The 23,456-nt window shown below is 63.9% G+C and carries 28 protein-coding genes, 1 tRNA gene and 2 pseudogenes; 12 read left to right on the top strand and 19 right to left on the bottom strand.

What is annotated here, in order from left to right:
• Nucleotides 1-88 precede the first annotated feature (88 nt).
• From DPM12_RS23430 to DPM12_RS24290, 5 genes are all read right to left on the bottom strand, one after another.
• Nucleotides 89-229, bottom strand: coding sequence for a hypothetical protein (locus DPM12_RS23430; protein ID WP_164465263.1), 141 nt, complete (start codon nucleotides 227-229; stop codon nucleotides 89-91).
• A gap of 4 nt (nucleotides 230-233) precedes the next feature.
• A complete protein-coding gene (locus DPM12_RS10585; protein ID WP_112258296.1) occupies nucleotides 234-461 on the bottom strand; it encodes a hypothetical protein in 228 nt (75 codons plus the stop codon).
• Between the two features lie 49 nt (nucleotides 462-510).
• On the bottom strand, nucleotides 511-780 hold the full coding sequence (locus DPM12_RS10580; RefSeq protein ID WP_112258295.1) for a winged helix-turn-helix domain-containing protein: 270 nt from the start codon (nucleotides 778-780) through the stop codon (nucleotides 511-513).
• Nucleotides 777-1,010 carry a hypothetical protein gene (locus DPM12_RS10575; RefSeq protein WP_112258294.1) on the bottom strand — a complete coding sequence of 78 codons (234 nt, stop codon included), beginning with the start codon at nucleotides 1,008-1,010 and terminating at the stop codon, nucleotides 777-779. Before DPM12_RS10575 ends, DPM12_RS10580 begins: the two co-directional genes overlap by 4 nt.
• A gap of 680 nt (nucleotides 1,011-1,690) precedes the next feature.
• The gene (locus DPM12_RS24290) at nucleotides 1,691-1,885 is read right to left on the bottom strand and encodes a transposase (protein ID WP_342778775.1); all 195 of its coding nucleotides are present in this window, start codon (nucleotides 1,883-1,885) and stop codon (nucleotides 1,691-1,693) included.
• A 699-nt stretch (nucleotides 1,886-2,584) separates the two neighbouring features.
• Between DPM12_RS24290 and DPM12_RS10555 the strand changes: the two genes are divergently transcribed.
• Nucleotides 2,585-2,875: a type II toxin-antitoxin system Phd/YefM family antitoxin gene (locus tag DPM12_RS10555; RefSeq protein WP_112258291.1), complete on the top strand. Its 291-nt coding sequence runs from the start codon at nucleotides 2,585-2,587 to the stop codon at nucleotides 2,873-2,875.
• 35 nt (nucleotides 2,876-2,910) lie between these two features.
• Here the strand turns inward: DPM12_RS10555 and DPM12_RS24285 are convergent.
• Nucleotides 2,911-2,991, bottom strand: a pseudogene (locus tag DPM12_RS24285) (tyrosine-type recombinase/integrase); the annotation flags it as partial.
• A 30-nt stretch (nucleotides 2,992-3,021) separates the two neighbouring features.
• On the opposite strand from DPM12_RS24285, the gene DPM12_RS10550 reads away from it, so the two are divergent.
• The 3 genes from DPM12_RS10550 to DPM12_RS10540 all read left to right on the top strand — a co-directional run bounded on the left by DPM12_RS10550 (nucleotide 3,022) and on the right by DPM12_RS10540 (nucleotide 6,220).
• A complete protein-coding gene (locus DPM12_RS10550; RefSeq protein WP_112258290.1) occupies nucleotides 3,022-3,588 on the top strand; it encodes a type IV toxin-antitoxin system AbiEi family antitoxin domain-containing protein in 567 nt (188 codons plus the stop codon).
• 680 nt (nucleotides 3,589-4,268) lie between these two features.
• Nucleotides 4,269-4,850, top strand: a complete 582-nt coding sequence (locus tag DPM12_RS10545; protein ID WP_112258289.1) for a dihydrofolate reductase family protein — start codon at nucleotides 4,269-4,271, stop codon at nucleotides 4,848-4,850.
• Between the two features lie 53 nt (nucleotides 4,851-4,903).
• Nucleotides 4,904-6,220, top strand: a complete 1,317-nt coding sequence (locus DPM12_RS10540; protein ID WP_112258288.1) for a cytochrome P450 — start codon at nucleotides 4,904-4,906, stop codon at nucleotides 6,218-6,220.
• Here the strand turns inward: DPM12_RS10540 and DPM12_RS10535 are convergent.
• From DPM12_RS10535 to DPM12_RS10525, 4 genes and pseudogenes are all read right to left on the bottom strand, one after another.
• The gene (locus tag DPM12_RS10535; RefSeq protein WP_112258287.1) at nucleotides 6,162-6,764 is read right to left on the bottom strand and encodes a hypothetical protein; all 603 of its coding nucleotides are present in this window, start codon (nucleotides 6,762-6,764) and stop codon (nucleotides 6,162-6,164) included. The two genes, DPM12_RS10540 and DPM12_RS10535, sit on opposite strands and share 59 nt — an antisense overlap.
• Before the next feature lie 193 nt (nucleotides 6,765-6,957).
• Nucleotides 6,958-7,221 (bottom strand): carbohydrate-binding protein, encoded by a 264-nt coding sequence (locus DPM12_RS24280; RefSeq protein ID WP_342778774.1) that lies wholly within the window; start codon nucleotides 7,219-7,221, stop codon nucleotides 6,958-6,960.
• Nucleotides 7,213-7,812 (bottom strand): annotated as a pseudogene (locus tag DPM12_RS10530) (lytic polysaccharide monooxygenase auxiliary activity family 9 protein); the annotation flags it as partial. The pseudogene DPM12_RS10530 and the gene DPM12_RS24280, both read right to left, overlap by 9 nt.
• A 273-nt stretch (nucleotides 7,813-8,085) precedes the next feature.
• Nucleotides 8,086-9,000: an SDR family oxidoreductase gene (locus DPM12_RS10525; protein WP_112258286.1), complete on the bottom strand. Its 915-nt coding sequence runs from the start codon at nucleotides 8,998-9,000 to the stop codon at nucleotides 8,086-8,088.
• Nucleotides 9,001-9,172: 172 nt separating this feature from the next.
• Between DPM12_RS10525 and DPM12_RS10520 the strand changes: the two genes are divergently transcribed.
• Entirely contained in the window at nucleotides 9,173-9,442 is a 270-nt protein-coding gene (locus DPM12_RS10520; protein WP_112258285.1) for a GlsB/YeaQ/YmgE family stress response membrane protein, read from the top strand.
• On the opposite strand, the gene DPM12_RS23190 is transcribed toward DPM12_RS10520, so the two are convergent.
• Complete coding sequence (locus DPM12_RS23190) at nucleotides 9,435-9,599, bottom strand: thioredoxin domain-containing protein (RefSeq protein WP_158542851.1); 165 nt, start codon at nucleotides 9,597-9,599, stop codon at nucleotides 9,435-9,437. The two genes, DPM12_RS10520 and DPM12_RS23190, sit on opposite strands and share 8 nt — an antisense overlap.
• Between DPM12_RS23190 and DPM12_RS10510 the strand changes: the two genes are divergently transcribed.
• Together DPM12_RS10510 and DPM12_RS10505 are read left to right on the top strand one after the other, a co-directional pair.
• Complete coding sequence (locus tag DPM12_RS10510; RefSeq protein WP_123788225.1) at nucleotides 9,585-10,247, top strand: MmyB family transcriptional regulator; 663 nt, start codon at nucleotides 9,585-9,587, stop codon at nucleotides 10,245-10,247. The two genes, DPM12_RS23190 and DPM12_RS10510, sit on opposite strands and share 15 nt — an antisense overlap.
• 59 nt (nucleotides 10,248-10,306) lie before the next feature.
• Nucleotides 10,307-11,047: a class I SAM-dependent methyltransferase gene (locus DPM12_RS10505; RefSeq protein ID WP_158542850.1), complete on the top strand. Its 741-nt coding sequence runs from the start codon at nucleotides 10,307-10,309 to the stop codon at nucleotides 11,045-11,047.
• A 79-nt stretch (nucleotides 11,048-11,126) separates the two neighbouring features.
• Here DPM12_RS10505 and DPM12_RS10500 read toward each other — a convergent pair whose 3' ends face one another.
• A complete protein-coding gene (locus tag DPM12_RS10500) occupies nucleotides 11,127-11,927 on the bottom strand; it encodes a hypothetical protein (RefSeq protein ID WP_123788226.1) in 801 nt (266 codons plus the stop codon).
• A 173-nt stretch (nucleotides 11,928-12,100) separates the two neighbouring features.
• On the opposite strand from DPM12_RS10500, the gene DPM12_RS10495 reads away from it, so the two are divergent.
• The gene (locus DPM12_RS10495) at nucleotides 12,101-12,625 is read left to right on the top strand and encodes a peptidylprolyl isomerase (RefSeq protein WP_112258280.1); all 525 of its coding nucleotides are present in this window, start codon (nucleotides 12,101-12,103) and stop codon (nucleotides 12,623-12,625) included.
• Nucleotides 12,626-12,656: 31 nt separating this feature from the next.
• Nucleotides 12,657-13,550 carry a rhomboid family intramembrane serine protease gene (locus DPM12_RS10490; protein WP_112258279.1) on the top strand — a complete coding sequence of 298 codons (894 nt, stop codon included), beginning with the start codon at nucleotides 12,657-12,659 and terminating at the stop codon, nucleotides 13,548-13,550.
• Between the two features lie 237 nt (nucleotides 13,551-13,787).
• On the opposite strand, the gene DPM12_RS10485 is transcribed toward DPM12_RS10490, so the two are convergent.
• Nucleotides 13,788-14,042 (bottom strand): cell division protein CrgA, encoded by a 255-nt coding sequence (locus tag DPM12_RS10485; RefSeq protein WP_112258278.1) that lies wholly within the window; start codon nucleotides 14,040-14,042, stop codon nucleotides 13,788-13,790.
• Between the two features lie 112 nt (nucleotides 14,043-14,154).
• On the opposite strand from DPM12_RS10485, the gene DPM12_RS10480 reads away from it, so the two are divergent.
• Both DPM12_RS10480 and DPM12_RS10475 read left to right on the top strand, forming a co-directional pair.
• Nucleotides 14,155-14,883: a DUF881 domain-containing protein gene (locus DPM12_RS10480; protein ID WP_158542849.1), complete on the top strand. Its 729-nt coding sequence runs from the start codon at nucleotides 14,155-14,157 to the stop codon at nucleotides 14,881-14,883.
• Nucleotides 14,880-15,494, top strand: coding sequence for an aminodeoxychorismate/anthranilate synthase component II (locus tag DPM12_RS10475; RefSeq protein WP_112258276.1), 615 nt, complete (start codon nucleotides 14,880-14,882; stop codon nucleotides 15,492-15,494). Before DPM12_RS10480 ends, DPM12_RS10475 begins: the two co-directional genes overlap by 4 nt.
• A 38-nt stretch (nucleotides 15,495-15,532) precedes the next feature.
• On the opposite strand, the gene pknB is transcribed toward DPM12_RS10475, so the two are convergent.
• The 6 genes from pknB to DPM12_RS10445 form a co-directional block, all read right to left on the bottom strand.
• On the bottom strand, nucleotides 15,533-17,446 hold the full coding sequence (gene pknB, locus DPM12_RS10470; protein ID WP_112258275.1) for a Stk1 family PASTA domain-containing Ser/Thr kinase: 1,914 nt from the start codon (nucleotides 17,444-17,446) through the stop codon (nucleotides 15,533-15,535).
• A 109-nt stretch (nucleotides 17,447-17,555) separates the two neighbouring features.
• The gene (locus tag DPM12_RS10465) at nucleotides 17,556-19,022 is read right to left on the bottom strand and encodes a peptidoglycan D,D-transpeptidase FtsI family protein (RefSeq protein WP_112258274.1); all 1,467 of its coding nucleotides are present in this window, start codon (nucleotides 19,020-19,022) and stop codon (nucleotides 17,556-17,558) included.
• Complete coding sequence (locus DPM12_RS10460) at nucleotides 19,019-20,404, bottom strand: FtsW/RodA/SpoVE family cell cycle protein (RefSeq protein ID WP_112258273.1); 1,386 nt, start codon at nucleotides 20,402-20,404, stop codon at nucleotides 19,019-19,021. The genes DPM12_RS10465 and DPM12_RS10460 overlap by 4 nt, the downstream gene beginning before the upstream one ends.
• Before the next feature lie 28 nt (nucleotides 20,405-20,432).
• Nucleotides 20,433-21,878, bottom strand: coding sequence for a PP2C family protein-serine/threonine phosphatase (locus DPM12_RS10455; RefSeq protein ID WP_112258272.1), 1,446 nt, complete (start codon nucleotides 21,876-21,878; stop codon nucleotides 20,433-20,435).
• Nucleotides 21,879-21,885: 7 nt separating this feature from the next.
• Nucleotides 21,886-22,353, bottom strand: coding sequence for an FHA domain-containing protein FhaB/FipA (locus DPM12_RS10450; protein WP_112258271.1), 468 nt, complete (start codon nucleotides 22,351-22,353; stop codon nucleotides 21,886-21,888).
• 3 nt (nucleotides 22,354-22,356) lie between these two features.
• Entirely contained in the window at nucleotides 22,357-23,067 is a 711-nt protein-coding gene (locus tag DPM12_RS10445) for an FHA domain-containing protein (protein WP_112258270.1), read from the bottom strand.
• 225 nt (nucleotides 23,068-23,292) lie between these two features.
• Between DPM12_RS10445 and DPM12_RS10440 the strand changes: the two genes are divergently transcribed.
• Nucleotides 23,293-23,379 (top strand) — tRNA-Leu (locus tag DPM12_RS10440).
• Nucleotides 23,380-23,456 lie beyond the last annotated feature (77 nt).

Below are 23,456 nucleotides of genomic sequence, written 5' to 3'. Positions count from 1 at the left end.
CGTTTTCTCCATCGCAAGAAGCGGCCCGCCACCCTGGGTTCCTCCGGGGTGGCGGGCCGCTTGTCGTGTGTGTGGCGCTGTGTGGCTCTCAGAGCTTGCGGAGCCACCGGGCAAGGCTTCGGTGTGCCTTGCGGCGCACCCGCCGTTTCGCGTACGCCTCAGGGCCGCGCTGGGCCGCCTTAGCGTCGCCCCAGATCCGCAGCACGCGGAAGAGCGATTGACGTTTCATGGTGTTACTCCGTTTCTTGATTCTTGCGGCGTGCGGCGTCGCGGTAGGCGCGCATGCCATCCACGTCGTGAGCGTCCACACGGGCCGCACAGGCGGCTTTGACGAGTTCGCCGACGATGGACGGGTCGGCAGCACTAGTCAACGTCAGCACGACATGGCGGCCGCCGTCGTGCAGGTGCACGGCCGGCATGGTGTCGACGTCGTAGCGAACGGTCATGGTGAGGTCGATCACGACGGCTCACCCCCCGTAGTTGGGACGGTCGAGAATGTCGGTAATCTGATCACTCATCCCGACCACCACCAATGCGAACGTGCTCGTTGACGTAGGTGCCCCGGGACGGCAGCGTCTTCACTAGACCGCGTTCCCGAAGGATCTGCGTCGCTCGCCGCACGGTCCCGATCGAGACGCCGAGTTCGTCCGCGAGCTGACGTTCGCTGGGCAGGCGTGCGCCCGGTGAGAACGCGCCGTCGCTGATCAGGGCGGTCAAATAGTCAGCAGCTTGCGTCGCGATGTACACCGGGATCTGCCAATTCGGCACGAAATCGCTCATCGCGGATCACCACCGTTCGGCGTCCAGTGACCTTCGAACGCGTCGACGGCGGCTTGCAGGCTTCGCGCGAGTTCAAGAGCCGCGCCCGGCGACAGGAAAAGTGAGGCGTCGCCTATGTTGACGACGACGCGGCCGACGTGGCCGGCGTAGTGCGCTGCCGGCGACGTGTCGACGTTCTGGTTCCAATGGAGCGACGCGGGCGGATGGGTGTTCGTGGGTATGGTGTTCATTGGTCCTAGCTCCTGTCTGTCTGTGGAAGGGTGGTCGGGAGCTAGGACCCCCGGTGGATCACGGCAATTTTGCCCCCAATTTGCCCCCCATAGGTCCGTAAAATGCCGTCTCCAGCAAACGCCAGCTAACGCATAAACGTGCTGGTCAGGGCGGATTTCCGGGGGTTGCGCGGGGAGGCTGGAACGCTTTTGCAAGGCAGGGGTTAGGGGTTCGAGTCCCCTCGTCTCCACCCACAAGAGTGCAGGTCATCGGCGTGTGGGCACCTTTCAGTCGCCCAAGAAGAAGATCAAGATGGACCATTGATGGACCCAGCGCAAAAGGCTGATCCATCACCGGTCGGCTCGTGGGATCATCGCTGCCGCGACCTCAGCAGCCTTCTCTTCCATCTCATCGAGCACCACGGCGTACACGTCCGACGTAAACGCCGCGCGGACGCATGACCGATGATCTCTTGCACCGTCTTCAGCGCCGCAGGATTCTTCGCCCCACCCATCGCATGGATCAGATGGGCCGCTGCACCGTGACGTCGATCGTGGAACCGCACCGGGGGTAGCCCGGTCTTCTCCCGGAGCTTGGTGAACCGCTTGGTGTGGCGGGGGCCAAACCCGCGCGTTCGGGTGCGGGGGTCCATCTCGGGTCCATCTGGTGGTGTTGCTGCAGGTCAGTGGTTGGGGACTGCCTACCGTAAAAAGGAGCGCGCGTCGCCGCGTTTCGTTGGGCCGCCGTGTCTGTCCGAGAGGCCCGAGGCGTCGAGGAAGGGTACCAAGCCGCTGAAACTGCGGACCGCGGCAAGCGATGTGAACCGGTTGATATCGCCGAGTCGCCCCAGGATGACCGCGCCGGTGACGGCACCGACACCGGGAGCCGAGGTGATGATGCCTGCCGAATCGCTCTAGCCAGTCTCAACACGACCGCGCCGTGCGGGGAACCTTCGCGTGGACCCGCCTCGTGGACGTCGTACTCGGCGGCGACGTGTCGCTCGTTCAGTAGCCGGGCACAGGCCGGGAGTTCGCCGACTCGGATGCGTGCGGCGATGTGGTCGGCGACCTTGATGTACAGGTAGTCCAACCAGCCGTTGTCGTCCGGGTTGAACGGCTCGGCACGTTCCGTTGCACGACGCTCATGTGCGGCGGCACCGTTGGCTCGGATGGCTTCTCGACGCAGCTGCTCGCTACGAGCAAGATGCCGATGGACCAACGGCAACCGTACCGGGGCCACGTCCACCGCAACGTGATCGTCTGGCATGTCGAGCGCGTTCGCGATCGCGGTCCGTTGCGCCCTGTGCGCCTCGGCCAGCGTCCGATTGTTCAGACCAGTATGTGGGTACTCGTAGCACGCGACGTTCCAGTGATTACCGTGCCGACGAGCGATACAACGGAAGGTGTGTAGGGTCGACTCTACGGCCGATTCCTCCTAGACAGGTTTCGGTCCAGGCCCAGACCGGCGGTGCAGTCGTCGCGTCGGGGCCGCCTGTCATGACGGCGAGCGTTCGAGAGACGCCCAGCCATTTGGCGCGGGTGCACGCGCACGTATAGATCGCCCACGCAGGTCGCGTGGATTTATCATGAGATTCATGAGTGCTGGGGAGTCGGTCTCGCTGGACGCGCTGAACGAGCAAACGACAGCGTGGCAAGACGCCGTGCGCCGTGCCGAGGACGGCCAGTCAGTTGCGATCATTGCCCACGGTGAGCACGTCGCTGACGTTGTGCCGTCCGGTGAGCTTGACCGGCTACGCGAGACGATTGAAGTGCTCTCTGATCCCGCAGCTAGAGCAGCCCTGGAAGAAGCGGATCGTTCCATCGAAGAGGGCGATGTAGTCGAAGGCGTGGACGCGATCAGGGCACTGGTCGAGGGTCGGAAGTAATCTACAGTTCCGTGTCCGACGAAGCCGACGCCTACAAGGTCGGCGTATACGTCGAGGGTCATGGATGCCTTCTTGTGTCCACGCATCCGTTGTAGGGCATTGGCGTTTGTGCCGCTGAGACGGCGAGTGAGGCTTACGTGTGCCGGATGTTCGTGTGGGTGAATCCGGATACTTTCCGCTACTCGGAGGGTAAGCAGCGGATCGGTGAGCGTCAGCTGCGGAATCTGATCGCTCGTGGGCACGTCACGACGTTGGCGCGTGGACTATATCGCAAGAGTGACTGGCATGGTGACGAAGACCTGATCGAGATCGCGGCCAAGTCGTCGCGTGCGACGATCTGCCTGCGCTCGGCGCTGGCTCGACATGACCTGATCGACGATATCCCGGCGGCGATCGACATTGCTGTTCCTCGCGGGGCATGGACACCGAAAACCACCGTCGCCGTCCGGTGGCACCATTTCGACCTCGCGACGTTCGACATCGGCCGGGAGGCTCTCACGATCGATAGTGGCCGCGGTATCGGGCTCTACTCTGCTGAGCGCAGCATTGTCGATGTCTTCCGGATGCGTCATCTTGAAGGGGCCGATCTGATGAACGAGGCGCTGAAGCGGTGGTTACGTAAGGGCGGGCAGCCCTCAACGCTGCTGCGCATAGCCAAGGCTTTCCCGCGAGCTGTAACGCCGCTGCGTCAGACATTGGAGATCCTGCTGTGAGCCGTGTCTCGGGAGATACCCCTGGCGGGGCTGCGTACCTGGATCTGCAGCGGCAAGCTCGGGCATCGGAGCGGCCGATCGACGAGTTGATTTAGCCGTACGTCCTGGAAGGTTTCCTCGCTCGACTCGCCGAGAGCTCGGTCCGGGAGAGAGGTTTGCTCTCAAGGGTGGTGTGTTGCTGGCGGCGTTCGGGAATCGTCGCCCCACCCGCGATTGTCGATCTCGCGGGCCAGGATCTCAGCAATCACGACCACTTACCGGCAACATTCGGCGAACTGCTCAATGCCGTGATTAAGTTCGCTGACCCGGCGCTCGCACACGCCGTCGATAATCAGACGTGGGAGCCCACCAGTCGACGGTGGAGATGACCAGATGATCTGACGCCTGGGCACGTACGAACCAAAGATCAGATAGTCCGCAAGACGTTCCAAACTAGCCATCGTTGGCGATCTGTGAAGATAGTTGAATACGCTGGGCATGCCGCACTCGTGCGCATGGAAAGATCGTCCAGCCGGCAGCACCTCGGGTGCACCGTACTGACACCACGCCACGGCGTCGTAGTGCTCCTGACCAGATCTTCTGGCTGCCGACGAAATCTCCTGAGGAATCGGTGTCGATTCCTGCAGGCGTGTTCCGACTCTCTGGCAGAAGGATTCATCGATACAGGAGTGGAGAAACCCATGAGTCATCGCCGCATCGTCGCCTGGGCGAACATCACCATTGACGGTTACAGCAGCGGGCCGGGCGGCCCGGCTGACGATAGCTGGTTGTACGAGCACGCCCAGCAGGAGCAGACCGCTGAATACTTCGAGGGCATCTGGCGTGGCGCGGACACCATCGTGCTCGGTCGCATCAACTACGAGGGTTTCTATGCGGTGTGGCCGGGCATCACGCGCGATGAGCGCACCGACTCCCGCACCCGCGCTCTGGGGCAATGGCTCGATGCCACGGAGAAGGTCGTGGTCTCCCGCACCCTCACCGACGCACCGTGGGAGAACTCGCGGATCGCGCGGAACCTTGAGGACGAGGTGAGAGCCTTGCGCGAGGCGCCGGGCCGTGACGTTCTGGTGCTCCCGAGCGCCAGCGTGATCCAGGCCCTGCTGCGTGCCGACCTGATCGACGACCTGCGGCTAGCTGTAGTACCGGTGCTGGCCGGTGGCGGCCTGCGCTTGTTGCCCGACGGGGTGAGCACGGGCTTTGAGACCGCGGGCGTGACGGCTCTGCGTCACGGTGCTGTTGGCCTGCATTACCGGCGTCGCTAGGGCGTTGTCGGTCGGCGTGGCGAGGGAAGCGCGGAAGTTCGTAGCGTTACCGTATGGCAGGTCGCACCTTTCCGTTCGTGGGCGACCTGCTCGCGTTCGGGTCCGACCGGCTCGGTTATCTGACGCGGGTGGCCAGGGAACACGGCGACGTCGTTCGGATCAAGCTGGGTCCGTACCGGTGCTGGGTGTTGAGCCATCCTGACGATGTCCGAGGTGTCCTGGTCGACCACGCCGACCGGTTCCGGAAGGGTCCAGTGCTCCAGCGGGCCCGGCTCGTGCTGGGCGACGGGTTGCTGACCGCGGAAGGAGACGTCCATCGGCGGCACCGGTCGATGGTGCAGCCGGCGTTCCATTCCCGACGCGTCGCGGGATACGCGGAGACGATGATCGCGAATGCTGCCGAGGTGCGCGGCAGTTGGACACCGGGTAGGCCACTCGATGTCCACGCCGAAACCGTGCGGCTGACGCTGGCGTCTGCCGGCTCCACACTATTGGGCGCTGATGTGGAGGACGATGATGTGCGGACAGTGGAGAGCGCCGTCGCTGATCTGCTCGGTGCCTACAAGCTGGCGTTCGTGCCGTTCGGCTGGCGACTCCAGCGGCTCCCCATCGGCCCTGTCCGCCGGTTGCGTCGTGGCCGGGAGCAGCTGTATCGCGTCGTGGACCGGGTTATCGAGGCACGCCAGGCAACCGCCGCTGACGCGGGCGATCTTCTCTCCGCGTTGATCCACCCCGACGACGGGGAATTGTCTGCCCAACAGATCCGTGATCACGCTGTCACGCTCCTGCTCGCCGGGCACGAGACGACGGCGAACGCGCTTGCCTTCGCTTGTCACCTTCTTGCTCACGATCCCGAGACCGAGCAGCGGGTGCACGCCGAGGTGGACGAAATCCTCGACCAGGATGTTCCGAGGCCCGATGATGCGAATCGCCTCCCGCTGTGCCGGGCGGTGATGTCCGAGGCCCTACGGCTGTACCCACCGTCATGGATGATGGCCCGGGAAGCCGTTGATGATCACCGCGCGGGCGATCACATCGTTCGCGCCGGAGACCTCGTCCTGCTTCCGCAATGGGTCGTCCATCGTGATTCACGATGGTGGTTCGAGCCTGACGAGTTCCGGCCGGACCGTTGGCTCGATGCCAGCTCGAAAGACCGGCCGCGGTGGGCATACTTTCCGTTCGGTGCGGGGATTCGACGCTGTATCGGTGAAGGGTTCGCGTGGACCGAAGGAGTCCTTGCACTCGCGACGATAACGCGCCGTTGGGAGCTCCGCCCTGTACTGGAACGGCCGCTCGCACTTGATCCGTTGCTCACGCTTCGTCCGCGCGGGGGTCTGTGGCTGCGTCCGGAGCCGCGTCCGGCGCGGTAGGCGTCTCTAGCTCTGTCCCGGTGTCCGAGCCCGTCCCGTGTGTTGAAGACAGATGATGCGCCGCCTGGACGACGGCCAGAAGGCAGGCCGACACGATGACTACCACGCCCACCACGCCGTACGGACTCAGATCGGGTGTGGGGCTTCCGGTGCTTGGCCGGACGATCAGCATGAGAAGGATCGGTACGCCAGCCACGACGATGCCCACTGGCAGCCCGAGAGTGGTGGGTCGCCATGTCGCGGCGACCAGTAACGCAGTAAAGATCCCCACCAGCATGATGCCGAGCGCCGCCGGATCTCCCCCGGAACGCCCTGCCATATCCCACAGCGTGCCGAACGTGCGCCGGCTCTCCGTTCCGCCGCCGTGCTCGACGACGACATCGTTCAAGATCGGCGTGAAGGATAACGTCGCGGATAGCGCAGCAAGCGGTGCATATAGCCGGGCATAGCCACCGAACGTTTTCTGTTTCCGAAGTTCGTCTTCGAGAACGGCGATCCGGTGTTCGGTAGTTTGCGCCGCCTCGTCGGGCTCGGGTGTGCTCATCGGTTCATTTCCTCAGCGCGTACGGTTGCGATGACATCAAGGAGACACGGAGGCGTGGCCAAATCCTCGTCACTATCGCATGCCTGCGACATGCACACGTCATCGGCATCCAAAACGCTCTGTCGCTCCGCCAGCCGGACACCGCGGTGCGTATGTGTGGCCACCGAGGCGTCCGGCCGGCGTCGCGTACTAACTACCAGGCGCCCACACTCGTCAAGGTCGACGAGGACGGCTCTTCACAGTCGCCGAGCGCTTCCCAGACACTCCATTCACCACCAGTGCCAGGCTCTTGGCCCTGCGTCCACCACCGGGCGCGGTACTCTGCGCCCTCGTGGCTGACGGTGTCGCCACCCAGGTAGACCGTGTCCGGGTCCCAGGTCGGCTCGTCGCACTCCTCCGGGGGATCGGGCGGATCCGGCGGGTCGGGCGGATCCCCGCCTCCGTCGCCGAACTCCACGTCACTGCAGGCGTAGAAGGCATTGGCCGTGTCGGCCACCGTCCATACTGCCAGGATCAGGTGCCTGCCTTCCTTGTTGGCGGGCAGCTGGGAGACATGCGAGTACTCGAATGGTGGCTGCCCTTGGAATGGGATCGTGACGAACGGCTCGGGTTCCAGCATGTCCCTCGTGAGCGGTTCGAGCGGGTTGTAGTTGTCGTTGGTGATGAAGTACTCGAACTTCGAGGTGCTGTGCGGTGCGGTGAATGTCCACTGGAACTCGTGGCTGGCGCCCGCTTGCAGCTGTTCGGCGGGCCAGTTCCCGCTGCGCGGGTTGTCCAGGGGCGCGAACGCCTCGTTGCCACCGGCACAGATCTTGCCGTCGGGTGGACCTGATTCTGGAAAACCGTCAGGTCCTTCCACGCTCTGCGGCTCCCACTGGATGGGGCCGCAGTTGTCCACCGTTCCTTCCGAGCAATGTAGCTGCCTGCTGACTGGGCTGTCGGTGTAGCCGTGTGCCGCTGCAGATGGAGCACCGACGAGCCCCAGGGCGACCACCGTGGCGGTGCCTGTGAACGTGGTGATTCCGGTCCGGATCAACGTACGTTTCATGTTCCGGTCCCTCCTTCAGTTGTTCACTTCCCCCTGTTCGCTCGTCCCACCCGTTCGCTCGGTCCTCCTTCCTGACTGCTCAATCGCCGAGACATGAAATGAAAACAAGATTTCCACTTTTCTTGGCTACCACCCCCTAGCGATCCATGAGCAACGGCTTGGTGACTTAGATAGGAAAGTTTTTTAATAGAAAACCATCGTTGATCACGACGTGGTCCGTGTCAAGAGCCGTGTTTACATTGCGCGACGATGCGGCTGCCGACAGTGACGTACTCAGCGGTATCCGGAGACATCGGCCGGCTTGCCGGCATCTTGAACCTCGACGAGATACCGCCATGCGTCGGGCTGGCTCCCGTCCACGTCGGTGAAGCCATAGTGTTGAGCCAACTGCCCGCTGGACAGCGATTCTCCATTCCAACGTGCCACGGCGGGATCGGCTGCCAACGCAGCCACCGCACGTCCGACGAACGCCGGAGTCTCAGAGATCGCGAAATGGGGAACCTGGGCGAGCGCATCGCGCCAGTTCTCCTCGGTCACGCCAAAGTGACCCAACATCATCTCCGAACGCAACCAGCCCGGCGTCAGTGACACTGCTGTTGCTCCGTATGGCGCCACCTCTCGCGCTTGCGCGAATGCCATTCGCGTGACGGATACCTTCGCCAGGTCGTAGAAGAAGGAGACCCGGTAGTTGGTGGCGTTGTACTCGATGGTCCCGTCGGTGATCTCGACGACGAGCCCTCCCGGCCGCCGAATGAGCATGGGCAGGGCGTAATGGCTGGTGATGATGTGAGTGTCGATGGCGAGCCGAAGGAGACGAAAACCGTCGTCCAGCGAGTGTTCCCACAGCCTGTCGTCCCAGCTGGCCAGCAGCTCTCCACCCCAGATGTCGTTGACTAGGACATCCAGCCGCGCCTGCTCCCGATCGATACGCTCCACGAGCGCCCGCACTTGGTCGGGCTCCATGTGGTCGACCTGCACCGCAATACCACGGCCACCGGCCGCGGTCACCAGCTCGGCGGTCTCCTCGATCGTCTCCGGGCGGTCCAGCTCCGATCGCTGCTCCCGGGTGCTTCGTCCTGTGACGTAGACGGTGGCTCCAGCGGCACCCAGCTCCACGGCGATGCCGCGACCGGCACCCCGCGTCGCACCTGCAACCAGCGCAACCTTGCCTTCCAATGCATCACTCATATCGTGGATCGTGTCACCGATCCCTGACAGGTGATGTCAACAACGTCGTCGTCGGTCCGAGGGAAACTGATCATGGCCAGCGGTGGCTATGTCGTCGGCGAACATTTCTTTTAGCCGGTGAGAACGGCGCACGGTGGGTAGGCTGTGAGATCAAGGCGAAGGAGGTGCCATCGTGGGCATTATCGCGTTTCTCATCCTCGGCCTGATCTGCGGTGCGATTGCAAAGGTCATCCTCCCTGGCAGAGATCCCGGTGGAATCATCGTCACGATGCTTGTCGGCGTCGTCGGTGCGGTGCTCGGAGGATTCCTCGCAGGCGCCCTGTTCGACGCCGAGCCGCTCGATGAGTTCTGGAGTCTTTCATCGTGGCTGACTGCCATCGGTGGAGCGCTCGTCCTGTTGGTGCTGTGGCGGGCCATTACGGGACGGCGCGGGGCTAAGTAGTGAGCGTGTCGAGCGCCGCCAGAAGGGTTTCCTCGGCCTGCTCACCGTCCAGGACGGATCCGTCGTCGAAGTAAAAGACCGGCACAGATTCGATGCCGAGCCGCTGCACCCGGTCGAGCTCGGCGCGTAGTCGAGCAGCCCCGTGATCGCTCGTCATGACGCCGATCTCACCGCGTTGGCGCGCGCACTTCGTCTCGCTGACGAGGAACGGCGGCACCTGTTCCTTCTGGCCGGTCATTCGGAGCCGATGCGCCACGACATACCGACAGATATCTCCCGGAGTGTGCAGCGGTTGATCGACTGGCTGGAGGGCACACCGGTAGGCGTATTCGACGCGGCATGGACCCTGATGTCGTGGAACCGGCTATATGCTGAGCTGCTCGGCGATCCCTCTGGGCTTGCGGAGCGTGATCGCAACGTGGTGTGGCAGCACTTCACGGGGCAAGTCGGGCGCGTGACTCACACGCCGGAACGGGCACGCAGTTTTGAAGCCGCCGTGGTCGCCGATCTGAGAGCGACGAGTGCCCGCTATCCAGTCGATGTGGGGCTGCGAGCTCTGCTGACCGAGTTGCGTGATGTCAGCGCACGCTTCGGACACCTCTGGGACTCGCATGTGGTTGGTGCTCACACGACGCAGACCAAGACAGTGCACCACCCCGATGTGGGAACGCTCGAACTCGACTGCGACGTTCTCGCCGTTCCCTCCGGGGATCTACGTGTCGTTGTGTACAGCAGTGCGCCGAACACCGAAGCCGCCGAAAAACTCGGATTCCTCCGTGGTCTCGGTACGCCATGGACGACATGACGGACGGGAGGGCCGGCAGAACGAGTAGAAAGACATCCTCGGCGGAGCATCATAGGTCCATGCCAAACGAATACCAGCTCTACAACGAGCTCGCGGGATGGTGGCCACTGATCTCTCCACCCAGCGAGTACGTGGAGGAGGCGGCCTTTTTCGCGGAGGTGCTGGGCCGTGCTTCTCATCCCGTGCGCAGTGTCCTGGAGCTCGGCAGCGGCGGAGGCAACAATGCCGCTCACTTGAAGTCGCGATTCACCATGACCTTGGTTGAGTTGTCCGAGAACATGCTCGCCATATCGCGGCGGCTCAATCCGGAGTGCGTGCATCACGCGGGTGACATGCGAACTATCCGGCTCGACGAGACGTTCGACGCGATCTTCGTGCATGATGCGATCGGCTACATGCTGACCGAATCAGAGCTGCGGCAGGCCGTCGACACCGCGTTCGCTCATTGCCACCCGGGCGGGTTAGCCGTCTTTGTCCCTGATGACGTAGCCGAGACGTTCGAACCGTACACCGAGCACGGGGGCAGCGACGACGCTGATCGTGGTGCGCGCTTCCTCGCGTGGAGCTGGGACCCGGACGTCGAAGATACCGTCATCCAGACCGAGTACGTGTTCCTGCTGCACGCCCCCGAGTCGGGAACCACCGTGGTGCACGAGACCCATCGCACTGGCCTGTTCAGCCGGGAGGCGTGGCGGCAGATCCTCCGTGATGCGGGATTCCGGGTCGATGTGGTGACCGAGCGGAACACGGAGGACCGGCCACCACGAGAAGTCTTTCTGGGAACCCGCCCGCCGTGCTGACGGGAAAGGGCCTCGTGGTGGAGAGTGTCCAGCACGAGGCCGCTTCCGCGTACGTCATCGAACGTGACGCCAAGGTACGTCAGTTCTGGTTGTCCAGCGTTGCCTGATCTCCGCCCGACGAGCTCCCGGACGTGCTGGACGTTTCGTTCGTCGTCGATGTGGACTTCTTGGCTGTCGACTTCTTGGCCGTCGTAGCCTTCTTCGCGGCCGTCTTCTTGGTTGCGTCTTGGCTGGAGGTTCCGGAGGTCTGGCCGGACCCCTGTGCCGCCTGGCTCGAGTCCGCAGACTGCTCGTCGCGGTCGCCTTCCGTGCCGACCTTCTCCGCGGTGGATTCTCCGGCCGACGAACCCTGCTCGTCTTCCTTGGCCGGTTCCGGCGCGGGAGCCCACGGACCGGCGGACGGGTCGTACGTGGCCCATTGCTCGTCGCTTCGGCGCTTCAACACACCGCCGACAGCCGCGCCGGCAGCGGCAAACGCGCTCAGGACGAGCAACACGCGACGCCGACGCCGCTTTCGGCGTTGACGCTTCGGTTCCTCGGCGATCTCGGCCGCGCGCTCCGACAGCTCGTGTGCACGCTCGGAGAGCTTGTCAGCCGCACCGGCAACCGAGCCAGCCATGCGCGGTACGACGTCGCTTGTGAACGACTCGCGCGCCTGACGGGCCTTCGGGCCGACCCTGGCCCGGGCCGCGTCCATACGTGGGCCCATGCGTTCTGCGGCCGAGTCGACGAACGGCCCGACTCGTTCCCGCGCAGATCCGACGACTGGTTCAGCCGCGTCCCGTGCGCGCCTTCCCGCATTGCGTGCCGCGTTACGTGCGTGGATAGCAGCCTCCCTCGCCTCTGCGACAGCCTTTTCTTGGTTCTTCTTCCGTCTCATGCGGAACAACCTACTCACGACGGGCCTCCTCGTTCATCATGTTGGCTCGGGCCCACGGCCATTCGTTAGCCATATCCTCTCTAGATCATGCCTTGCTTTCCGACCCTATGCCTACTAAGAGCCCGGCGTGGGAAGATGAAGTCAAATCGATGCATCAATCCGAAAGGCAGACTGTGGCCGACGCAACGCAAGCACGTCTGAGTACCAACCGTGGGGACATCACGGTGAACCTGTTCCCGAACCATGCGCCGAAGACGGTACGCAACTTCGCGGATCTCGCCGAGGGCGCCCGGGAGTGGGTTGACCCGTCGACGGGCGAGCAGACCACCGAGAAGCTTTACGACGGAACGATCTTTCATAGAGTGATACCTGGGTTCATGATCCAGGGTGGCGACCCGCTCGGGAACGGCCGCGGCGGGCCCGGATACAATTTCCCCGACGAGTTCCATCCCGAGCTGGTCTTCGACCGCTCGTACCTGTTGGCGATGGCGAATGCTGGTCCGAACACGAACGGTTCGCAATTCTTCATCACCGTCGGCCCGCAGCCGCACTTGAACCGCAAGCATACGATCTTTGGTGAGGTCGCCGACGCCGAGAGCCGTCAGGTGGTCGACGCCATCGCGGCGACGGAAACGGACCGTGCCGATCGTCCCGTCGAATCCGTCGTCGTCGAGTCGGTGACGATCACGCGAAGCTAGCCCGTTCCGAACGACTGCACACTGGAGCGACGTGAGTTCGAATCCCGACAGCACGAGCGTGCCGACATGTTACCGGCACGCCGATCGCGAGACCTATGTCCGGTGTTCGCGCTGCGAGCGTCACATCTGTCCGGACTGCATGACGACGGCTCCGGTGGGCTTTCAGTGCCCGGAATGCATTCAGCAAGGCAACAAGTCGGTTCGGCAGGCCAGGACGGTGCTCGGAGGTAAGGTCCGCGAGCACGGGGATCTGATCACCAAGACCCTGATCGGGATCAACGTCGCGATCTGGCTCCTGGTCCTGGTGGTGCAGACCGGCCCGGTGTCGGATCAGATGCGGATGGTCTACGGGGCCAGCTGGGACGAGATTCCCGCCCGGTTCGCCCTCGTCCTCGGTTACTCCCCGGACCCGGTGTCGATCGGCGTCGTCGACGGCGAGCTGTATCGCCTGTTGACCGCGGCGTTCATCCACCAGCAGGTCTGGCATATCGGTATGAACATGCTGGCGCTGTTCATCCTCGGCAAGGCGCTGGAACCCGTGCTGGGGCGGTGGCGGTTCATCACGCTCTATCTCTTGTCGGCGCTGGGCGGCTCGGCGGCCTCCCTGCTCGCCGCCGGTCCGTACACGATGTCGCTGGGAGCGTCGGGCGCCGTCTTCGGCCTGCTGGGCGCCCTGTTCGTCGTGATGAGGCAGTTCGGGCGAGACGTCAGCGCCGTGGTGGTAATCCTGGCCCTCAATGTGGTGATCGGGTTCACGGTTCCCGGCATTGACTGGCGAGCACACCTCGGGGGCCTGGTTGTGGGCGCGCTGCTCGCGCTCGTCTTCGCTCGCGCCCCACGCCGGCACCGTGCGGTGTGGGGCGTGGCGGGCAGCGTAGTGGTCGCGCTCGGGATCGCGGGCACCCTTCTCCTCACCTTGGCGTGACCCAAGTTATCCACAGGTGTGGTCCACAGTGGGGAAAACTACACCCGTGTAATCACACCTGTGGAATGAGCTTGTGGATAACTTGTCGTCACAGCGCAGGACGGAAATGACGACGATCATGAAGAATCGTCGTCAATCTGGCAAAGGGTGTGGATATCGACACGAACTGTCCACAGTTGGTTGTGGACGGCGGTAGCCGAGTAGGCATCGCGTCACTCGCCCATCCGGCTCTCACCATCACTCCCACTGGGTCGCGACGACGAACCCTCCGGTGATCAACCCCATTCCGATGACCAGGTTCCATCCTCCGAGCGTCTCCATGAACGGGATGTACTCCCGAAGGAGGTAGTACGTCACGATCCAGACGAGGCCCAGGATGAGGAGCGTGAGCATCGTCGGCACGACCCAGCGACCCGAGGTCCCTGGCTCGCGGTCTCCACGCTGTTCCTGCACGGCGGAGTCGTCACTCTTACGGCGGCGGGATTTCGGCACGGTCGGTTCCTCTCGTGTCGGACTGGGCTGGTCGATGTCTTGTCAGCTGGTTCGCTCGGATAGCGTAGTAGGAGCTGTACATTCCATATACATCCTCCGGGGAGGTGCGGGTATGCCAACGTCGACGTCGTCGGCGCGCGGCTGGAAGGCCGCGGCACCGTTCATCCTCACATTGTGCGGAATCTTGTTCGTCATCAGCCACAAGACCGCAGGTGGCACGGACCTGCGTGGTAGCGATCTGCTCGAGATGCCGGATCTCGTACGCAGTGAGGAACGCCGGGTCCAGCAGCTGGCTGCTCAAGCCCAACAGCTGGAGGATGAGATCGACAGCCTGACCGACAGCCGGGGCGACCACGAGACGCAGGAGATCCAGGAGGAGATCGAGGAGGTCCTTCCAGCCGCACAGATGGAGCCAGTGCAGGGACCAGCCATCACCGTGACTCTCGATGACTCACCCCAGGCGGGCTCGCAGGATCTGCCTCCGAACACCAACGACGAGGACTACATCGTCCACCAGCAAGATCTCGAAGCCGTAATGAACGCCATGTGGGCGGGAGGTGCCGAGGCGATGATGGTCATGGACCAGCGCATCGGCAGCACGAGCACCGTTCGATGCGTGGGGTCGGTGCTGTTGCTGGAGGGACGCAAATACGCGCCGCCGTACGAGATCTCGGCGATCGGTGACGTCGAGGCGATGGAGCGAGCGCTCGAGGAATCCAGGGCGGTTGCATGGTTCCGCTCGGCCGCCGACGCCCTCGGTCTGGGCTACGAAGTCGAGGTAAAGGAGTCCGTGACGATGCCCGGCTACGAAGGTCCACGAGGATCGGGGTCGCGGTCATGAGCCGGCGCATACTCGTCGTGGACAACTACGACAGTTTCGTGTTCAACCTGGTGCAATACCTTCAACAGCTGGACGCCGAATGCGAGGTCCGTCGCAACGACGATGTCGAGACCGTGGATCATTTCGACGGCGTACTGCTCTCGCCAGGGCCCGGGACTCCGGAGCGGGCCGGTGTTTGTGTCGAACTGGTCCGGGAGTACGCGGGGCGGGTACCGATCTTCGGCGTCTGCCTGGGATTACAGGCCATCGGTGTGGCTTACGGCGGCACCGTCGGGCAGGCACCCGAGCTGCTGCACGGCAAGACCAGCACGGTGAGCCATCGTGGAACCGGTGTGCTCGACGGCCTCGAGAATCCGTTCACCGCCACCAGGTACCACTCGCTCGCGGTTGATCCGGGAAACGTGCCAGCGGAGCTCGATGTCACGGCGTGGACGGCCGGTGGCGTCGTGATGGGCCTGCGGCACCGTCAACACGCGGTCGAAGGTGTCCAGTTCCATCCCGAATCGGTCCTGACCGAGGGCGGACATCGGATGCTGGCCAACTGGCTGGCCGTCTGCGGTGACACGGGTGCCATCGAACGCTCGGCAGGCCTCACCCCCGTGATCTCGTAGCGAAGAAAGGCGTTCCGCGACGAGTCCAGGGGCAGCCGTCAGAGGTCGATTCCCCCCTCGCCGCCCCCATCCTCGCCGTTCTCGGTCCCGTCGTCGTTGCCGTTGCCGTTGTCGTTGCCGTCGTCCCAGCCGTTGTCGGCGCCGTCGTCGGTCCCGTTGTCGTTACCGTTCCCGTTGTCGTTGCCGTTGCCGTTGTCGGTCCCGTTGTCGTTGCCGTTGCCGTTGTCGGTCCCGTTGTCGGTCCCGTTGCCGTTCTGGTCACCGTTCTCATCGTTCTCGGGTGGGGCCTCGGCCACGAAGATGATCACGGTGTCGCCTTCTTCGAGCATCGTCCCCTCGTCGGGATCCTGGTCGAAAACCGTATCCTCGGGGTGATCGCCCGTGACCCGTGTCTCGACCTGGGCTTCGAGACCGAGACGGTCGATCTCGTTCTCCGCGGCGAGTCGTGGCTCGTCGATGAGGTTGGGAACCTCGATCTCCTCGATTCCGTTTGACAGGGTGAGGTTCACGGTCGAGCCAGGGGGGACTTCGGTACCCGACGCCGGGTCGGTGCTCAACACCTCGTCCTCGGGACGGTCGCTATTCTCCCGCTCGATGGCTCCCACGCTGAGGCCCGCATCCTCGATGGCCAGCTCGGCATCCTCCAGCTGGCGGCCCTCGATGGAGGGAACCTCGACGGCGTCGGGTTCCACGCCGATCACGATCTCCACCTGCGAGCCCTGCTCCACCTGGGTGTTGGGTCCCGGATCCTGACGGATAACGGAGCCGACCTCCCCGTCGGTGTCGGTTTCCTCGGTTTCCTCCACGGGAACGAGGTCGCGGCTTTCGAGCATCTCGACCGCCTGGTCCCTGGTTTCGCCGACCATCGAGGGGATGGTGACTTGCGGCACGCCGTCGGAACGGAAGATCAGGAATCCGATCAGACCCGCGATGGCCAGTACCGCCAGCGAGCCGAGCGCCACGGCCCACCAGCTGACACCACCGGTTTCGTCGTCGTCCTCCTCGTCACCGGTCAGCGTGTCGTCGCTGAGGGCACGAGTCCCGTCGTATGGGGATGCCGAACCGTTGATCAACTGTGTCGCCGCGGCGGTGTCGGCGAACGCGGCGACAGGATGGCCGCCGGCGGCACGTTGCAGGTCCGAGCTCATTTCATAGGCGCTCTGATAACGCTCATCGCGCCCCTTCGCCAGGGCCTTCATGACGATGGCGTCGAGGTCAGGAGGCACCGAGGGATCTAGCATGGACGGCGGGCTGGCCATCTCCCGAACGTGGGACACCGCGACCGAGACGAGCGATTCGCCGACGAAGGGCGGCCGCCCGGTCAGCATCTCGTACATCACGCATCCGCACGCGTACAGATCGCTGCGGGCGTCGGCCTGCTCCCCGCGGGCTTGTTCGGGTGAGATGTACTGCGCGGTACCAACGACGGCGGCGGTCTGGGTGAGGGCCATGCCGGTATCGGCGAGGGACCGGGCGATGCCGAAGTCCATCACCTTGACCTCGCCGGTCGTGGTGATCATGACGTTGCCGGGTTTGATGTCCCGATGCACGATGCCGGCCCGATGGCTGTATTCGAGTGCGTCGAGGACCGCGCTGATGATCTCGATCGAGCGCTCCGGCGTGAACCGGACACGATCTCGGACCATCTCACGCAGTGTCTGGCCCTCGACGTACTCCATCACGATGTAGGGGATGCGATGGCCCTCGACGACGTCTTCCCCCGTGTCGTACACAGCAACGATATTGCGGTGATTCAACGATGCTGCGGACTGTGCCTCCCGCCGGAACCGTGCCTGAAACGTGGCATCGGTCGAATGATCGACGCGGAGCATCTTGAGCGCGACGATCCGGCCGAGACGGGTGTCGCGGCCTCGTCGTACCTCGGCCATGCCGCCCCGGCCGATGACCTCGCCGAGCTCATAGCGGTCTCCGAGGAGTGGCGTCTCGCTCATCCCTGGCCCTTTCTCATATGATCGTCGCCGCGCATGCGCACGGTACCGGCTATAGCATGCTCGCCGCTGCCCCGACCGTGGCTTCTGTTCGAGATATGAGACGACATGCTCATTCGTCCATCACCGCTTCCATGACGGCCCTGGCGATCGGAGCTGCCAGTCGGCCACCACCGATGTCGTCCCGTGCCGTGTCCGGTGCTTCCTCGATCACCACGGCAACGGCCACCTGGGGATCATCGGCGGGCGCGAACGAGGTGAACCATGCGTACGGTGGTCGTTCGGGAGCGCTCTGGGCGGTGCCCGTCTTGCCGGCCACCTCGATTCCAGACATGCTTGCATTGGAGCCCGTTCCGTCTTCGACGACCTCGACCATCATGTCGGTCAGCTGGCGCGCCGTGCCCGCCGACATCGCCTGCGAGGCCTCTTCTGGCTCGGTCTGATGAAGAGTCGATACGAGATCGGGCGCGCGTAGTTCGTCGACGAGGTATGGTTCCATCAGCACGCCATCGTTGGCAATGGCCGCCGAGACCATGGCGATCTGTAACGGCGTCGCCCGCACGTCGAATTGTCCGATGGCTGAGAGTACGGTCTGCGGTGCATCCGGATCGTCGGGGAAGACGCTGGCGGCCGCGTTCATGTCGTCGTCGGTGAGGGGCTGTGCGTTGAACCCGAGCCGCTGCGCCTGATCGCGAAGTGCGTCGGCACCGAGCTCCTCGCCGAGGTGGGCGAAGGCGGTGTTGCACGAAATCCGCAGCGCGTTGGTCAGCGTGGTCTCACCATCGCTTCCACAAGGTTCCCCGTTCTGGTTGGGCAGGTTCCGTTCGCTTTGCGGCAGGTCGTACTCGGCAGGCCCGGGGACCGTGGAGTCGGCCTCGTACTCGCCGGATTCGAGCGCCGCTGCCGCGGTGACCAGTTTGAATACCGACCCGGGCGGAAGGGTCTGGGCTATGGCTCGGTTCAGGTGGGGCTGTTCGTCATCCGCTTGGAGCTGCTCCCAGTGTTCTTGCTGTTCACTTAGGGAGTGACTGGCCAGCGGGTTCGGATCGTAAGACGGCTTGCTGACCATGGCGAGGACGGCGCCGGTGCGCACATCGATGGCCACGACCGATCCCTTGTTGTTTCCGAGCGTTTCGTACGCCGCCTCCTGCGCTGCCGGGTCGATCGTCAGCTTGACCCCGCCGCCTTTCGGTTCCTCACCGGTGACGAGGTCGATCAGCCGACGGACGAACAGCCGGTCGTCCTCACCGGACAAGATCGCATTCTGTGCCCGTTCCGTGGCCGAGCGGCCATATTGATACGAGTAGTAGCCGGTCACTGGCGCATACAGCGGGCCGTCCGGATACTTCCGGAGAAACTCGAAGTCCCCGCCCACCTCTTCGGAGACGGCGATCCGGGTGTCGTCGGCTGCGAGGATGGGCCCGCGTTCCCTGGCGTACTCGGAGATGGTGACCCTTCGGTTGTCCGGGTGTGCGTTCAGCTCGTCTGCCCAGAACGCCTGAATATAGGTCAGGTTGATCAGCAGCGCCACCACGAGAAGAAGGCACCCGGCCGATACGCGACGGATCGGGGAGTTCACCGTACCCTCACCACCTGAGTGACGGCGTCGTCGCTGAACGACGGAGTGGCGGTCGGCGCGGGTCGGCGTGCGGCGTCGGACAACCGGATGAGCAAGGCGACCAGTGCCCAGTTCATCACGAGCGACGAACCACCGAGTGCGAGAAACGGCGTGGTCATGCCGGACATTGGGATCAGCCGGGTCACTCCACCGAGCACGATGAAGACTTGCAGCATCAGGCCGGAGGCCAGGCCGGCGGCAAGCAGCTTGCCGAACGGTTCCCGTATCACCAGGGCCGCTTTCAAGCCGCGGGATACGAGCAGAGCGTAGAGCAAGATGATCGCGGTGAGGCCCGCCAGCCCGAGTTCCTCACCTAATGCAGCGCCGATGAAGTCGCTCTCCGCGATGGGGATCATGTCTGGGTAGCCCTGGCCCAGTCCGGTGCCGACCGCGCCGCCGTGTGCCAGTCCGAACAAGGACTGCGCGATCTGGTTGCTGGGGTCATCAAGTGGGTTGAGCCAGAGATCGAAACGGTTCTGAACGTGCGCGACCACGTGGTATGCAGTGAAGGCACCGACGCCGATCAGCAACAGGCCAAGGATCACCCACGAGATCCGTTCGGTGGCTATGTAGATCAAGAGCACGAAGATGCCGAACAGGAGGATCGACGGCCCGAGGTCGTTTTGAAGGGTCAGGATGCCCAGGCCACCGAGCCAGACCAGCAAGATCGGTCCGAGGTCGCGAGCCCGCGGCAGGTCGACGCCGAGGAATCGCCGGCCCGCGAGGGCGAGCGCGTCGCGGGTTTTGACCAGGTAGGCCGCGAAGGCAATGATGAGAACGATCTTTGCTGCCTCGTTGGGCTGGAAGCTCATCCCGGCGATCTGAATCCAGATCTGCGCACCGCGGATGTCGTGCCCGATGAAGGGCAGCAACGGAAGAATCAGGAGCACGAGCCCGCTCAGGCCGGCAAGATAGGGATAGCGGGCAAGAACGCGATGATCACTTATGGCAATGAGTACCCCGATGAACAGCGCGACGCCGACGAGCATCCACGTCAGCTGGGTCGCCGCCAGGGTGGTGTCGTCGGTGAGGTCCAATCGGTGGATCATGGCCAATCCGAGACCGCACAGCGTGACCACGATCGGGAGGATGGTGGGATCGGCATACGGTGCCCGCATCCGAATCACGACATGCGCGATCCCTGCGACGAGAAAGAATCCGGACAGGTAGGCCAGGGCGTTGGGTGGGACGTCACCGCGAACGCCCAGATCGACGTTGACGTAGGCGAACGTCGAGATCCCGGCCGCGAAGATCAGCAGGATCAACTCGGTGCCGCGTCCCCGTCGAGGGACGACGGACTCATCCGCCGGCGCGGTGGGCGCTCTGTGTTGATCGAAACTCACCGTATCCCCGCCTGTGCTCGTTTCATCATCACAACGTCCCCGTGCAGTCGAGATCCGCACCCGTCGATTCCCAACCGTCCGGTTCGGCCTCGGCCTGTTCTTCCACGGTTGCTCGCGGCCGGGGGGAACGGTCCGTGCCGCGAGTCTGCTCGGGCTGGGACGTGGGCTCGGATTCGGTTTCGGATTCGTCAGGTGAGCGCGTGGATGATGTGCTCGTGTCGTCGGACTGTTCGTCTTCGGCCGCCGAGTCGCAGGCCTGCCGTCGCAGCGTCATGACGATCTGTTCGGCGTCCTGAATGCTGTCGGCGGCGATCGTGCCATCGACTTGCTCTCGGTACAGCGCCGGGAGGGCATCAACGGGAAGTCCACCCGGTATATCGTGCAGTTCAGACAACCGGATCGGGCCGAGTTCCTGGCTGAGTCCTTGATAGATGGCGACCTCGCCGTCGCTTTGACCGACATAGTACTGCGAGCTGACCCAGTTGTTCGCCAGGCTCAGACCTCCCCACCCGATCACGACGATGATGATCAGCAACGCCACCCTCCGGACCCACCGGTACTTGCTCGGAGGTCGCGGGGCGTAGCGTAACGCCTCGAGATCCTCGGGATCCGGCGGCTTCTCTTCGGCGCCCAGCAACGCACGTAACGCGGTAGCGGTGCGTCCACGGTGCGGGCGTTCCTTGCCAGGTGGTTGGTCTCCCGCAGCGGCGCCGACGATGTAGGCCTCCGCAGTTTCGTCCGGGGACCGAGGCTCCTCGGTCTCGACGACGTCAGCAACGATCAATGTCACGTTGTCCGGGGCGCCGCCGGCGAGTGCGAGCCGCACGAGCTCGTCGGCGACGTCATCCAGTCCCTGAATCGAGTGGAGGGTTTCGGCGAGGGTGTCGTCGGACACGACACCCGACAACCCGTCACTGCACACGAGCACCCGATCGCCGGGCTCGATGTCGATGGTGGTGAGGTCGGGTTCGACGACGCCCTGCCCCTGCAGCGCCTTGAGAATCAGCGACCGAGCGGGATGGACGTCGGCCTCCTCTTCCGTGATCTTTCCTTCGTCGACGAGGGACTGCACGAAGGTGTGATCGTGCGAAAGCTGGAAGATGTGCTCGCCGCGTAGCAGGTAAGCGCGAGAGTCGCCGATGTGTCCGAGCCCGAGTGTCGATCCCGTCCACAGCATGGCTGTGACCGTCGTGCCCATGCCCTCGCGGCTAGGATCTTCGGAGATGAGCTCACGGATGCGGTCGTTCGCGGTATCGATGGCCGTAGACAGCGCTTCGAGAGGGTCGTCGGTGGGTACGTTCTCCGTCGCGACCAGTTCCTCGATCGCGGCGCGGCTGGCAACCTCACCGGCGGCATGACCGCCCATGCCGTCGGCGACGGCCAGCAGGTACGGGCCCGCATACCCCGAGTCCTCGTTGCCCTCCCGGATCAGACCGACGTTGGAGCGAGCAACGTAGCGCAGTGTCAACGGCATCAGCGGCCTACTTCCGTAGCTCTACGACGGTCTTGCCGAGCCGGAACCTGCTCTTGACATTGACCGGCGTGCTGCGAGTCAACCGATCATTGCCGATATAGGTGCCGTTGGTGGACCCGAGGTCTTCGACATACCACTGCCCCTCGTGGAAACGAAGCCGCGCATGCTGCGTGGAGATGTATTCATCGGCCAATGGCAAGGTACACGTGTCGCCTCGGCCGATGGTGACCGGAATACCTTCCAAGGGCACGCTGCGGCCGGTATCGGGGCCTTCGATGACCACGGCCTGCGAGGGCAAGCTTTTGCCACCGCGGGACTGCTTGTTCTGCCGCACGGTTTCGCGGGATTGTTTCGGTGGCTTCGGGGGCCGCACGCCGAACAGATCGGCGCGCATGGCCGACGTGACGGAGAGGACCAGCAGCCAGAGCACGGCAAGGAAGCCGAGCTTGATGACCGTCAAGGTGAGCTCGGACACTCCTCACCTCCCCTGGTGTACATAGACGACGGTGGAACCCAGCGTGATGGTCGAGCCTTCGGTGACGGGTGCCTGCGGAACCCGAGCGCCATCGATCACCGTACCGTTGGTCGATCCAAGATCCACAGCGAGTAGCTGTGTGTCATGTCCGTGCTGGTAGACCCGGATCTCGACATGCCGACGCGAGATACCGGGATCGTCGATGCGGATGTCGCATTCGCTTCCGCGGCCAAGGACGAGACCGGGAGCCATGATCGGATGCTGCGTGCCGTTGATGACCAGATACCCGGCGCTTGCCGACTGATTGGCTTGTGGCGGCGCGTATGAGTCGGCACGGTCGACACCCGCGCGTACCTGGCTCCGGATCCGGAACTGTCCGGTGCTCAGATCCTCGTGTCGCTCGAAGCTGATGGCGATCGGACCCGTGAAGGCGTAGTGCTGGAGATCGGCGTGTTCCTTGGCGAGGTCGGTCAACTCCTGGACGAGCGTGTCGGAGTACGGGGCCAGGCGATCGTGATCACTCGGCCCGAGCTCGACGGTGAAGGTGTTGGGCACGAGGGAGCGCTGACGACTGACGATCTGGGCGTTGTTGTCAAGCTCGCGCTGAATGGCCGCAGCGATCTCGACAGGTTGAACTTCCGACCGGAACGCTCTGGTGAAAGCGCCCTGGACGAGGCTTTCGAGCCGCCGCTCGAAGCGTTGCAGAACGCCCATGGCCCCCTCCCCTCTTGTCGCGGTGTATCGCGGATGTGTATCTGCGCACCGATCGTAACCGGGGACAGCATCTGGACGTGGCTCCGGCCAGGACACGAATCCATCAGATGTAGCAGTTCAGGCCAGCCACGGCGGTAGCTGCTCGGCATGCTTGGTGTACTGATGGTGCGTGATAGACTACTTTGCCGGAGTCGACATCCAGACGTTATGGTGTCGATAAGCAGAGCGCGGGTGGCGGAATAGGCAGACGCGCACGGTTCAGGTCCGTGTGTCCGAAAGGACGTGGGGGTTCAACTCCCCCCTCGCGCACCAGGTGGCACCTGTGCAGGGTCTTCGGATCCTGGCGGGGTGCTGGGTTCATCGGACGATGATGGAGCCTAGTACTCGCC

The organism is Phytoactinopolyspora halophila (assembly GCF_003287285.1).
Lineage (GTDB): Bacteria > Actinomycetota > Actinomycetes > Jiangellales > Jiangellaceae > Phytoactinopolyspora_A > Phytoactinopolyspora_A halophila.
This window is presented reverse-complemented; position numbering and strand designations above follow the sequence as displayed.